Consider the following 12,350-nt stretch of genomic DNA (forward strand, 5'->3'; position numbering starts at 1 on the left):
CCCCAGACACGGAGCTATTGGGGATATTTCTAGACAGGGCGATTAATAGTCGGTCCTATTCGGTAAGCGTTTCAGTCGTTTCGGTCATCTCAATGTGCGTTTCGGTAGGTAAAGGGTTGTAGGGGCATTTTTGGTTCTCTACCTTTGCCCCAGAGTTCGTTGATCTATTGCGATCGGATAGGTCTACAGGACTCGAAACAGAAACGTATAAGTCTAACGAAACAAACAGAAGAAAGTATGAAACGCAACATCATCGCTATCGTAGCAACCGCCCTCATGGGTATGACGGCTGTCTCAGCTGTCGCACAGACCACATCACTCAACTATGGTGTCAAGGCTGGTGTCAACTGCTCTAGTATGATCCTGAGTGATGACTTTAACGTTCTCAAGACAGAGGTTAAGCCTGGAGCTGACTTCGGCGGGTTTATGAGGATTAATCTACACGAGAACTTCGCTATCCAGCCTGAGCTAGAGTTTTACTACCGTGGCACAGGTATCAAGGCTGAGGCAGGTCCTGTCTCACTAGAGAATAAGATCAACCAGTGGGGTATGCAGATTCCGGTGTACGCTTTGGGTAAGGTAGAGCTAGGCAAAGGCCAGTTTTACGGAGGTGTAGGCCCTTACGTCGGTGTAGGCTTCTCTGCCAAGACTGATGAGATCGAGTTTGGTCCATTTAAGAAGGATCCGATAGATCTGTATGAGCAGCACAACGACAAGTCAGCACTCCAGAGATGGGACGTAGGTGTCGCTTGTCAGCTGGGCTATGAGTTTGCCAATGGTATCCAGATCAACGCTGGCTACAAGTATGGCTTCATCAATCAGGTAGACGATCTCAAGTCGACAGTCAACGATGTCGCCTCTCGCTTTGGCACCTCTCTCAAGGATGACGCTTACAAGGCTAATGCTAGCGTCTTTACGGTAGGTGTGGGCTATCGCTTCTAGTGTCAAGTAAGAAATAGGGACCCTATCTCCGTCGCCCTAAGAGGGGAGGGGGATGTAGGGTTCCGCTATTTCTTGCTACCTTAGCACGAGCATACTGATAGTGGCAGAGCCGCCACGTAGAGTAGACAAGAGGTATATGACGAGACGCATCATAACGGGTCGCCTGAGACGGCGACAAGGCAAGGGCTTCATACTGCTCAGCAATGAGCGCAAGAGCGTGCTACTGGCTACGCTGATCATCAGCTTCTTGCTGGCATTTGTGATGCTGTCGTCATCGATCTACTACTACAGCTTGCTGGATACGAACCGAAAGATTGACCTAGGAGCGATCCTATCGCTAAATTCGCTAGCCTCGCTACTGGTCAATATGGTTTTCTTCTATCTCTTGCTCAGCATCCAGTCCTGGGCGATCAATAGATACGAGATACGTCAGTATCAGCTCTGGCTGATCTTGCTGGGACTACTCGTGGGGGTGATCTTCATCTCGCCTTACTTGTCTCGACTACAGCGCTGGTGGTTTAGAGATCTCTTTAGCTATCATGCCTATGCTGCGATGCAGTATGTCAAGGACTTGGTGATCCTCGTGGTGACCTTCCTCTTTACTATGACCATCTATCTGATGAAGCAAAATCACCTGGCAGTGGTCGGTATGCAGGAGCTAGACTTTGAGAATCTGCAAAACAGGTATACGGCACTGAAGAACCAGACGGACCCGCACTTCCTCTTTAACTGCCTCAACACGCTCAACGGGCTGATAGGTCGCGATGATGAGCGTGCTAGAGCCTATGTGCAGGAGCTGGCGACCGTCTTTCGGCACACGATGCGCGACAAGGTGGTGGTGCGTCTCTCGGAGGAGCTAGAGTTTGTCCACTCGTATCTCTACCTGATGTGTATCCGCTACTTCGACGGGCTGCGTGTGGAGTGGAATGTGGATAAGCAGTATCTAGACTACTATGTCATCCCATCGGGACTACAGATCTTGGTGGAGAATGCGATCAAGCACAATATAGCTAGTGCCAAGGTGCCGCTGACTATCTACATCACTACCAGAGAGGGAAAGATCGTGGTGGACAATAAGATCCAGCTGCGAGAGGATAGCAAGTCGGGTAGCACGGGCGTAGGTCTAGACAACCTGATGGAGCAGTATCGCTTGCTCTTTGGCAAGGATATAGATATTGTCTCTAAGGATGGACACTTTACGGTCTCCCTGCCCCTGATCCGAAGCTTAGAAGAAGTCGAACCCAAAGCCAAATCACTGATATGAGAGTAATAATCGTAGAGGATGAGTACTTTACCGCCACTGGGCTGCAAGCACTCCTCACTGAGATAGACCCTGACATAGAGGTGCTGACCATGCTGCAGAGTGTATCTGAGTGTGTCGAGTGGTTCGGGAGTCATCCGGAGCCTGATCTGGCTTTTATGGATATTCACCTGGCAGATGGACCCGTCTTTTCACTCTTTGAGCGGATTGAGGTGACCTGTCCGATCATCTTCACGACAGCTTATGAGGAGTATGCGCTGAAAGCGTTTGAGGTCAACAGTATCGACTACCTCCTCAAGCCGATCAAGGAGAGAGACCTCCAGAGAGCTCTAGATAAGGTGAAGCGGTTTAGTCATACGGAGCAGAGGGTAGACAACCAAGCTCTGATGGCTAAGATGATGCAGGCGCTCAATGAGTCGCAGATGAGCTACAAGAGCCACTTCCTGATCCCGTGGAGAGATAAGCTGATCCCTATATCGGTGGACAAGATCGCCTACATACGTGCAGATAGTAAGGCTTCGGTCATAGTGACGACGGATAGGAAGGAGCACTTTGTCGACCTGTCATTAGAGAAGATGGCGCAGGAGCTCAATCCGAGGCTTTTCTTCCGAGCCAACAGGCAGTACATCGTGGCACACAGTGCGATACAGAGTATGTCGACCTGGTTCGGTGGCAAGCTGACGGTGACCCTCGACATAGAGACTCCAGAGAAGATCGTAGTAAGCAAAGCGAAAAACAAAGAGTTTAAGGAGTGGTATCAGGGAGCTTACGATCCCACCACTAAGTGATGTCGTAACGAATAGACATTAGCAAATCATGAGATATAGACTTAATGGGAGGAGTTTTCTTCTCCTAGGCACGGCTCTTGTCTTTACCTTTGGGTGGCGTGCCGAGGCGCAGACCCAAGAGCAAGTGCAAGAGCCGATGTCGCTAGAGCAGTGTAGAGACCTCGCTCTAGAACACAACAAGCAGATACAGATGGCGCAGGCAGATGCCGTGGCCTCCGACTACTTAGTCCAGTCGGCCAAGACGAAGTATCTACCACGCGTCGACTTCGCTGGGGCGTGGATTAATCCGGGGGATAGAGCCTTGCGCCCCTTTGCGATCGACTTTAACATCCCAGGAGTGACACCGCCGGGGCTATCGATGCCGCTAGACTTCATCAGTGTCGCTCCTCGGGAGATCTATACGGGTGGCTTCACCTTACGTCAGCCACTCTTTATGGGCGGTAAGATTGTCGAGGCAAATAAGATGGCGCGCTACACCTCCGACCTAGCACATGAGAAGGTCAAGATGAAGGAGGCTGACGTCCTAGCCACTGTCGATGAGGCATACTGGCGCGTCCTCTCTGTACAGGAGAAGGTGCGCCTCGCTCAGACCTACAAGTCGCTCCTAGACCACCTCGTGCAGGACTTGGAGAATGTCTACGCCGAGGGCATGACGACTAGAAACGAAGTCCTGAAGGTGCAGGTCAAGCAAAACGAAGCGGAGCTTACCCTCGTGAAGGCGCAAAACGGCCTCCAGCTCTCCAAGATGCTACTCGGGCAGATCATTGGCCTAGAGGCTGAGCAGATTGAGCTAGATAGTGAGATCATTAGCGAGGAGCAGCTGAGCAGTCGTCTCTTGGCACTAGAGAGCAGTAATGCTGAGCGGGCTGAGATCGTCATGCTGCGCAGCAAGCTCGCCCTCACGGAGTCGGCAAGAAAGATGGTCAAGTCGCAGTTCCTCCCCAACGTCTTCCTTACTGCTGGGTACAACTGGGTCGAGCCAAACGTCTACAAGGGTAGCCAGAGCAATCTCGGAGGAGACTGGATGGTAGGCATCGGTGTACAGGTGTCCATCCTCACGTGGGGAGATCGGATACACCAGGTACATATAGCCGACCAAGAGGTAGCCAAGGCGGAGCTGGAGCTGCAAGATGCTCAGGAGATGATCACCCTGCAGGTACAGCAAAACAGATTTAAGCATGCCGAGGCACTTAAGAAGATGGAGCTGACGAAGCTCTCGAAGGAGCAGGCCGAGGAGAATCTCCGCATTACCAAAAACAACCTCCTGGAGGGGATGAACAGCGTCCGTGACATCCTCGAGGCGCAGACTATGTGGGAGAAAGCCGCCTCCGAAGATATCGACGCCCGCGTAGAGGCTGCCGTGACGCTCTCTGAGCTTGAGAAGACCACCGGGGCGCTCTATCAGTATGCGACCGAGCATACACAGCCCCAAGAGGAGAAATAAATAGAAGATCAGAACTAGATAGAAAGATCACATCACAATATGCATACTAAAGAACTTAAGAGCTACTTGCTCCCAACGATATTACTCCTGCTAACCTTAGGCTCCACAACTGCCTGCAACAAGCAAGGAGATCAGGATCAGAAGTCCGAAGCGGACAAAGTGATCCCCGTAACCATCGCGCAGGCTAAAGAGATGACCTTTATGCCGAGCGTTCGCTTCTCTGGTACAGCCGAAGCCTCCAAGAGTGCCAATCTAGGCACCGCGCTACCCGGCAAGGTAGAGCGCATACGCTACAGCAAGGGGAGCTTTGTACCCAAGGGGGCCGTCATCGTAGAGATGTCGGACGAGATGCTATTACAGGCACAGGTGGAGAACGAAGCGATCAAGCGCGACTTCGACCGTGTCACACGTCTGAGAGAGAAAGAGAGCATCAGCCAGATGGACTACGACCATGTCAAGGCTAAGTACGATGCCTCTGTCGCTAAGGTCGCGATGCTCAAGAAGAATACCTCCATCGTGGCACCCTTTAGCGGAGTCATCACGGAGATCATGATCAACGAGGGTGAGACCTACGCTTTCACCCCCAGCCTCAGCAGTGATCTCAAGCTCGAGAGCGGGATCGTCGAGCTGCGCCAGATCAATCCACTCAAAGCGACCATCGAGGTCAATGAGAAGGATCTGAGCTATATAGAGAAGGGGCAGCAAGCCACGATCATCTTCGACGCTTATCCCGATGAGCCCGCTACGGGTAAGATCTCTTACATCTCTCCAGTCCTCTCATCGATGACGCGTACCGCCTCTGTAGAGGTCAATATCCCGAATAGCAACAACCGGCTCAAGCCTGGCATGTACTGCAATGTCTCTATTGCCCTGCCCGAGCGCGAGGGACTATTTGTACCCCTCAATGCGATCTATCGTCTGGCGGGTACGGCTGAGGAGTTTGTCTTCAAGCTCAACGAAGATGGCACGACCGTGAGCCGCATCGCCGTGAAGCGTGGCGAGATTAAGGACGGTTGGGTTTACGTAGACAGCAATGAGGTCAAGAGCGGCGACACCATCATCGTAGATGGCAAGAACAAGCTCAGCGATGGCTCTAAGGTAAACGTGGTGAAGAAGTAAGCCTATGAAACTTCCCGAATTTGGTGTAAAACGGCCCATTGCGGCGGCGATGATCTTCGTCGCCATACTGGTCATCGGTGTCTTCTCGCTGACGAAGCTACCGCTAGACCTGATGCCAAACATGGAGTTCCCCTCCCTGACGGTCATCACGGTCTACCCAGGAGCCTCAGCGATAGAGGTCGAAGAGCAGGTCTCCAAGCCTCTGGAGGCAGTGCTCTCCTCGGCGGAGAACCTCGTCGAGATCAAGTCTATCTCTAAGGAGAATGTCTCCTTCATACAGCTCCGCTACGAGTGGGAGGAGGATATTACGGCTGCGGCAAACAATGCTCGAGACCTCCTCGAGCTGGTTAAGTCCCGTATGCCGTCGCAAGCTTATACGCCGATCATCTATAAGATTAACGCCTCCATGATGCCTATCCTCGGTTACGCAGTCAATGCGGACGAGAACTACAACGGACTGGAGGATATCGTCGAGGATCAGATCGCCTCAGCTCTGAGGAAGGTCGACGGCGTCGGTACGGTCATCTATCTAGGACAGCCTCAGCGTGAGATACGTGTCGAGATAGACCCCACGAGGATGCAGGCCTATGGCATGTCGGTGGCGCAGCTGTCGATGATGCTCAAGGCAAACAACATCAACGTACCCTCGGGCTTTGTCACGGAGGGTGCTTACGACTTTTCCGTGCGTATGCCTGGCAAGTACGAGAGCGTCGAGGAGCTGGAGAATACAGTCATCAAGGCGGTCAATGGTAGGGTAGTACGTGTCAAAGATGTCGCTACCGTCCGAGATACCTTTAAGGAGACCGATGCCTCAGCCTCTAACCATATAGGCAAGGGTATTGCCCTGCTCGTACAGAAGCAGTCTGGGGCCAATACGGTCGATGTGGTCGACGCAGTACGTGCTGAGATCACTGAGATACAGAAGGATCTACCCTCAGATGTGCAGATCTTTGAGGTGATAGGTTCGGATGAGCTGGTTACTTCTTCAATCAACAATCTCAGCTCGTCAATCTGGTACGCTCTAATCTTCGTGACCCTAGTGGTCTTGCTCTTCCTACGAGAGTGGAAGTCTAGTCTCATCGTCTTCCTGACGATGCCTGTGTCGCTGATCTCGGCCTTTATCGTCATGAATGTGCTGGGCTACACGATTAATATCTTCTCACTCGTAGCACTTGTGATCGCTATCGGTATGGTGGTGGACAACGCCATCGTCGTACTCGAAAACATCACGCAGCACATCGAGCGAGGAGCCATGCCCAAGCAAGCGGCCATGTTTGGAGCCTCGGAGATGGGACTAGCCATTGCCGCCTCGACGCTGACCACAATCGTCGTCTTCCTCCCGCTCGTCTTCATGGGCGGTATCGTCGGTGTGATGTTTAAGCAGCTAGCCGTCCTGACGGTGACCTGTATGATCACCTCCCTCTTTACCGCACTGGCACTGACCCCGATGCTCTCGAGCGTCTTGCTCAAGCCCGCACCTCGCAATGGCGAAGGCAAGAAGCACGGCAAGCTCTACAACTGGAGCGAGCGTATGTTCCAAAGCATCGAGCGTGTCTACCGCAACTTCCTCGGGTGGGCAGTCTTTCACAAGGGCATCACCCTCGTGTCGGCGCTAGTGATCTTTGTTTTAGTCCTCTTCTTAGGTAAGGCGGTCGGTACGGACTACATACCCGACATCGATGCGGGCTCTGTCTCTATCCAGTTTGAGACGGAGCAGGGTACCTCACACAGGCTCACAGAGCAAGTCGGTAATCAGATAGTCCAGCTACTGCAGGAGCAAGTGCCAGAGGTTGCCGAGGGTGGTATCGCCAGCATCACGGGACAGACCGATGATGGCGTCCTGACTGCCGTCGGCTTTAAAGAGGGTAAGAACATCGGTACCATCTTTTGCCACCTCAAGCCTGTCGATGAGCGTAAGCGCAGTAGTCAGCAGATAGCAGACGATATACGTCCGCTCATTGAGGCGATCCCTGAGATTGAGAAGGTGACCGTCTCTGGTGGTAGTGCTATGGCGACCGCGCTGACTGGCAATAGAGCGCCGATTGAGTTTGTCATCTATGGCAAAGACATCGACCAGATGAATCAAGTTGCCTTTGAGATCGAGCGCAAGGCGAAGGAGTGCCCTGAGTTTGCCAATGTTGAGGCGCTTGTCTCGGCAGGCAATCGTGAGGTGCACATCCGCGTGGACAAGGACAAAGCCTCTCAGATGGCTCTCAACCCAGGCGTGATCGGCATACAGGTACGCGAGAACCTCTATGGAGCTAAGGCCGGTGCCTATACCGAAGATGGTACCGACTACGATATCCGCATACAGTATGCGCCTGACTATCGTAACTCAATCAGCAAGCTGCGCGAGATGCAGGTGACCAACCTTCTGGGACAGCAGGTGCCACTGATTGCCGTGGCTGATATTCAGGAGAAGGAGGGACCCGTACAGATCGAGCGACTCACCCAGCAGCGCTATGTCAAGGTCACAAGCAACCTCAACGGCATCTCGCTCGGGGATGGCGCTAAGATTGCGGAGCAGATCATCGATGAGCTCGAGACACCACAAGGGGTAACCGTCTCGCTAGGCGGTCAGGTGGAGGATCAGGGTGATACTTTCTCTTCGCTCACACTTATCTTCATCATCGGACTGCTCCTAGTCTTTATGGTGATGGCTGCTCAGTTTGAGTCGCTGCTCGATCCCTTTATCATCCTCTTTGCGATACCCTTTACCCTCGTAGGCGTTATCTTAGCCTTCCTCATTACTGGTACCACGCTCAGTGTCGTGACCTTCATCGGGCTCATTATGCTCGTAGGTATCGTGGTGAACAATGGTATCGTCCTCGTGGACTACAGCAATATGCTCGTGCGTCGTGGCTATACGATACGAGATGCGGTGATGGAGTCCGGTCGCTCACGCTTGCGTCCTGTCTTGATGACCTCTATGACCACCATACTCGGTATGCTACCGATGGCACTCAGTAGAGGTATGGGTAAGGAACTCTATGCACCGCTAGGCATCACCATCATCGGAGGTCTCCTGATCTCTATGCTCGTGACGCTCATCTTGGTGCCCACAGCCTATGCTGCTGTGCACCAGCGCAAGCTCAATAGAGAGCGCAGAGTAACTAGATTGAGGAAACACATTAAGAATAACTAGTATGAGATTTATCTATATCACCTGCAATGTCAGTATGCAGGAGCAGATGGAGTCGCTCCTGCGGGAGCTGGAGATAAGTGTCTACCAAGTCATCCCGAAGGCACTCGCTGAGAGCAACTTCGACATCCCGCACAAGGATACCGCCGTATGGCCGGGCTTCAACACTTGCCTGCTGGTGCAGGAGGCAGACGCCGCTAAGAGTGATGCCCTCCTAGCACGTATCCGCGAGATGAATGCTCAGGCATACAACAACAGCGAACTCATCGCTGCATACCTCTGGTCTATCGACTTCCACATAGCACCAGAGCCCATCACGCCCGTGCAGGAGCGTGACCCATTAAGTGGAGCGTAAGCTACATTTAGTATGTGATTGGAGAGAATGCGTCAGAGTCGCTTGTACTCTGGCGCTTTCTTGGTATGACATGCCCGTCATACCGAAAGTAGGTTAGAAAACTTTTGTTTCCCGACCTACTCGATTCTATTTCAAAGCCGTAGCACCACCACGTATGGTGCTATGGTCTTTTCTATTGGTCGCCCAGCCGAAATGAGCTAACTATCAGGAACACTTGGATGAAACTAAGTTTCATGGGTAAGAAGCTGGAGTTTCATTCGAAGGAAACTTTATCGGACAGCAATAAAATAGAAATGAGCGGTAACGCCATTGCAAAACGTATTTTCCACTCCAAAATGCAATTTGGAGTGGAGCTCGCCCTGCTCCGGACGCCCCCTCCTCTCCTAGGAGGGCGGGAGGAGCAGGTAGCGAGCTGTCGAGACGAAAAAAGGGACGATGCGCTCACCGTCCCTTTAAGGTTAATGCAGTATATTTGCTGTGGAAACAAAAACTTAGCTATATACAAGTATGCATCTAACCCAAGCGCAAAGATACGAAATTGCTGCTCTTCTGAAGACTAACACGCCTCAAAAAAAGATCGCAGAGGTCATAGGAGTACACCCTAGCACCATCTGTAGAGAGATTAAGAGGAACTTGACACCCGCTGGCAACTATAGCCCTACTCAGGCTCAGATGTTTGCCAAAGAGCGACAAGACTGGAAGAACAAGGCAAGAGCTAAATTGACGAACGCTATGAAAGCTGATATTGTCCAGTGCATTGTAGAGCATAAATGGTCTCCAGAGCAAATTGCTGGAAGGCGAAAGCTGGAAGGCAAGCCGATGGTCGGTAAGACATCCATTTACAAGTTCCTGCATCAAGACAAGAAAGCTGGAGGCAAGCTTTACAAACACACAAGGCATGGGCTAGCTTATCGCAAGCGACGCCTTGCCGTCCCAATAAAAACAGACTGGCCTAAGCGAAAGTCCATAGAGACTCGTCCTGAGTGCATTGACCAGAAGGCTCGAGTAGGAGATTTTGAGATGGATACCATTATAGGCAAAGAGCAGAAAGGAGCAATTCTAACGCTTGTAGAGCGTGTTACAGGCTTTACTATCATACGACTTCTGGAGCATGGCAAGGATGCCAAAGCTCTCGCCAGAGAGGTGAATAAAGCTCTGAGGTACTACAAGAAGATGGGACTGCTACACTCGATCACAACCGACAATGGAAGTGAGTTTGCCAAGTTTAAGACCATAGAGAGGTCTCTCAAAACGCCCGTCTACTTTGCCCACCCCTATCAATCCTGGGATAAGCCTCATATTGAGTACCTAAACAAACTGCTACGCCAGTTTATTCCTAAGGCCTCTACTTTCGAAGACTTAACTGACGCTGACCTTAGACGCTTTCAGAACCTACTAAACAATAGACCCCGTAAAAACCTAAACTATAAGACACCCAATGAAGTCATCAAAAACATCATTCTTGAGAAATTGCATTAGCGGGTGGAATGTACGAAATCGAAGAGGCGAGGTTTGATGTCGCTCATTTTAGTACCTTTGCACCTATGAATGTGGATCTACAGCAGGTGATGCAGCGCTTTGGTATCGTGGGACGCAATCCGAGCTTCCTACGAGCTATCGAGACGGCCGTACAGGTCGCCCCGACAGACCTCTCTGTGCTGGTGACTGGCGAGAGCGGTGTCGGCAAGGAGTTCTTCCCCAAGATCATACACGCTTACAGCCTCCGCAAGCATCAAGGCTATGTGGCGGTCAACTGTGGTGCGATCCCTGAGGGTACGATCGACTCCGAGCTCTTCGGGCACCGCAAGGGTTCCTTCACGGGTGCTATCTCCGACCGCAAGGGTTACTTTGAGGAGGCGGATGGGGGCACTATCTTCCTCGATGAAGTGGGGGAGCTACCGCTTGCCACGCAGGCTCGTCTGCTCCGTGTCTTGGAGTCGGGAGAGTTTATCCCCGTAGGTGCCAGCAAACCTCTCAAGACCGATGTGCGAGTGGTCGCTGCAACCAATGTCAATATACAGGAGGCGATCGCTCGTGGACGCTTTCGCGAAGACCTCTACTATCGTCTCAGCACGGTGCCTATCGTAGTGCCTCCGCTACGTAAGCGGCAGGAGGACATTGTTCTGCTCTTCAAGCTCTTTGCTTCGCTCAGTGCGGAGAAGAACCAAATCCCGATGCTCGAGATCACGCCCGAAGCGGAAGAGTTGTTACGACGCTACCCTTGGCCGGGCAACATACGCGAGCTGCGCAACTTGACAGACCGTATCAGCATCTTGGAGTATGACCGACATCTGACGGCTGAAGACCTTCGAGGCTATCTGCCTGAGAGACCGCAGGAGCTGAGCACTTCGCTAGTCCCCGTGGAGCGTCAGTCGGAGGAGCGTAGCTTTGCCAATGAGCGAGAGATACTTTACCAGGTGCTTTTCGACATGAAGCGAGACATCACCTCGCTCAAGCAGACCATCGCCACGATGCGTCAGGAGCCTCACTACGAGCCGATCCATACGACGCTCGTGCCTGCCGAGATGGAGCCCATGCACACTGAGGCCGAGGAGGTGACCGAGCCAGATCCAGAGCCTTACCTAGAGCCTTACAAGGAGTTGACAGAGAAATCTGTAGAGAAGTCTCTCTTACCCGACAGACCGATGACCATCGACGAGGCTGAGCGCATACTGATCAAGCGTGCCTTGGAGCGACACGGGGGCAATAAGACAGAAGCTGCTGAGGAGCTAAACATATCGCCACGAACGCTATACCGTAAACTGCGAAGCTATGGTGAGGAGTAAGCTACTATACATAATAGGTGTCGTGATGCTCCTACTGATGGGGACGAGCTGCTCGATCAAGTATAAGTTCAATGGAGCTACCATCGACTACACGCGTATCAAGACGGTGACGATCGAGGACTTTCCCAATCAGGCTCCGCTGGTCTATCCGCCTCTGTCGCAGATGTTTTCGGAGCGACTGAGAGATCAGTTCCGACGTAATACACGTCTTGAACCAGTTCAGACGAATGGGGACTTGGTTCTCGAGGGTGCCATCGTCGGGTATGAGCTTACCCCTATGGCGATGCAGGAGGATGCGCTCTCGGCGATGACACGCTTCACGATCACCGTGCGCGTATCGTACACCAATATGGTTGAGGAGAAAAAGAGTTTCTCAGGGCGCACCTTTACCTCCTCGCAAGAGTTTGACAGCAACAACCTCTTCTCAGACATTCAGGAGGGGCTGGCTAATGAGCTGATTGACGATCTGGTCAAGCAGATCTTTAACGCCACTGTAGAGGACTGGTAGTGAAG

General features: G+C 52.2%; 10 protein-coding genes. All 10 read left to right on the forward strand.

Features of this window, described 5'->3' with window-relative positions:
- Positions 1 to 237 precede the first annotated feature (237 nt).
- The 10 genes from Q2J34_RS04245 (at position 238) to Q2J34_RS04290 (ending at position 12,345) form a co-directional block, all read left to right on the forward strand.
- Positions 238 to 942, forward strand: coding sequence for a porin family protein (locus tag Q2J34_RS04245; RefSeq protein ID WP_298886028.1), 705 nt, complete (start codon positions 238 to 240; stop codon positions 940 to 942).
- A gap of 136 nt (positions 943 to 1,078) precedes the next feature.
- The gene (locus Q2J34_RS04250; protein ID WP_298886023.1) at positions 1,079 to 2,206 is read left to right on the forward strand and encodes a sensor histidine kinase; all 1,128 of its coding nucleotides are present in this window, start codon (positions 1,079 to 1,081) and stop codon (positions 2,204 to 2,206) included.
- A complete protein-coding gene (locus Q2J34_RS04255) occupies positions 2,203 to 2,991 on the forward strand; it encodes a LytR/AlgR family response regulator transcription factor (protein ID WP_298886020.1) in 789 nt (262 codons plus the stop codon). The genes Q2J34_RS04250 and Q2J34_RS04255 overlap by 4 nt, the downstream gene beginning before the upstream one ends.
- A gap of 28 nt (positions 2,992 to 3,019) precedes the next feature.
- Positions 3,020 to 4,435 (forward strand): TolC family protein, encoded by a 1,416-nt coding sequence (locus tag Q2J34_RS04260; protein WP_298886017.1) that lies wholly within the window; start codon positions 3,020 to 3,022, stop codon positions 4,433 to 4,435.
- Between the two features lie 39 nt (positions 4,436 to 4,474).
- A complete protein-coding gene (locus Q2J34_RS04265) occupies positions 4,475 to 5,554 on the forward strand; it encodes an efflux RND transporter periplasmic adaptor subunit (RefSeq protein ID WP_298886014.1) in 1,080 nt (359 codons plus the stop codon).
- A 4-nt stretch (positions 5,555 to 5,558) separates the two neighbouring features.
- Positions 5,559 to 8,699, forward strand: a complete 3,141-nt coding sequence (locus tag Q2J34_RS04270) for an efflux RND transporter permease subunit (RefSeq protein ID WP_298886011.1) — start codon at positions 5,559 to 5,561, stop codon at positions 8,697 to 8,699.
- Between the two features lies 1 nt (position 8,700).
- Positions 8,701 to 9,051 carry a PG0541 family transporter-associated protein gene (locus Q2J34_RS04275; protein WP_298886008.1) on the forward strand — a complete coding sequence of 117 codons (351 nt, stop codon included), beginning with the start codon at positions 8,701 to 8,703 and terminating at the stop codon, positions 9,049 to 9,051.
- Positions 9,052 to 9,558: 507 nt separating this feature from the next.
- Positions 9,559 to 10,530 carry an IS30 family transposase gene (locus tag Q2J34_RS04280; protein WP_300969182.1) on the forward strand — a complete coding sequence of 324 codons (972 nt, stop codon included), beginning with the start codon at positions 9,559 to 9,561 and terminating at the stop codon, positions 10,528 to 10,530.
- Positions 10,531 to 10,595: 65 nt separating this feature from the next.
- Positions 10,596 to 11,837: a sigma-54 interaction domain-containing protein gene (locus tag Q2J34_RS04285; protein ID WP_298888510.1), complete on the forward strand. Its 1,242-nt coding sequence runs from the start codon at positions 10,596 to 10,598 to the stop codon at positions 11,835 to 11,837.
- Entirely contained in the window at positions 11,824 to 12,345 is a 522-nt protein-coding gene (locus Q2J34_RS04290) for an LptE family protein (protein ID WP_298888508.1), read from the forward strand. Before Q2J34_RS04285 ends, Q2J34_RS04290 begins: the two co-directional genes overlap by 14 nt.
- Positions 12,346 to 12,350 lie beyond the last annotated feature (5 nt).

The organism is Porphyromonas vaginalis, from assembly GCF_958301595.1.
In the GTDB taxonomy this organism is placed as follows: Bacteria; Bacteroidota; Bacteroidia; order Bacteroidales; family Porphyromonadaceae; genus Porphyromonas; species Porphyromonas vaginalis.

Coding starts and splice junctions, on each gene's coding strand:
- Q2J34_RS04245 (WP_298886028.1), top strand. CDS start 238: ATGAAACGCAACATCATCGCTATCGTAGCAACCGCCCTCATGGGTATG.
- Q2J34_RS04250 (WP_298886023.1), top strand. CDS start 1,079: ATGACGAGACGCATCATAACGGGTCGCCTGAGACGGCGACAAGGCAAG.
- Q2J34_RS04255 (WP_298886020.1), top strand. CDS start 2,203: ATGAGAGTAATAATCGTAGAGGATGAGTACTTTACCGCCACTGGGCTG.
- Q2J34_RS04260 (WP_298886017.1), top strand. CDS start 3,020: ATGAGATATAGACTTAATGGGAGGAGTTTTCTTCTCCTAGGCACGGCT.
- Q2J34_RS04265 (WP_298886014.1), top strand. CDS start 4,475: ATGCATACTAAAGAACTTAAGAGCTACTTGCTCCCAACGATATTACTC.
- Q2J34_RS04270 (WP_298886011.1), top strand. CDS start 5,559: ATGAAACTTCCCGAATTTGGTGTAAAACGGCCCATTGCGGCGGCGATG.
- Q2J34_RS04275 (WP_298886008.1), top strand. CDS start 8,701: ATGAGATTTATCTATATCACCTGCAATGTCAGTATGCAGGAGCAGATG.
- Q2J34_RS04280 (WP_300969182.1), top strand. CDS start 9,559: ATGCATCTAACCCAAGCGCAAAGATACGAAATTGCTGCTCTTCTGAAG.
- Q2J34_RS04285 (WP_298888510.1), top strand. CDS start 10,596: ATGAATGTGGATCTACAGCAGGTGATGCAGCGCTTTGGTATCGTGGGA.
- Q2J34_RS04290 (WP_298888508.1), top strand. CDS start 11,824: ATGGTGAGGAGTAAGCTACTATACATAATAGGTGTCGTGATGCTCCTA.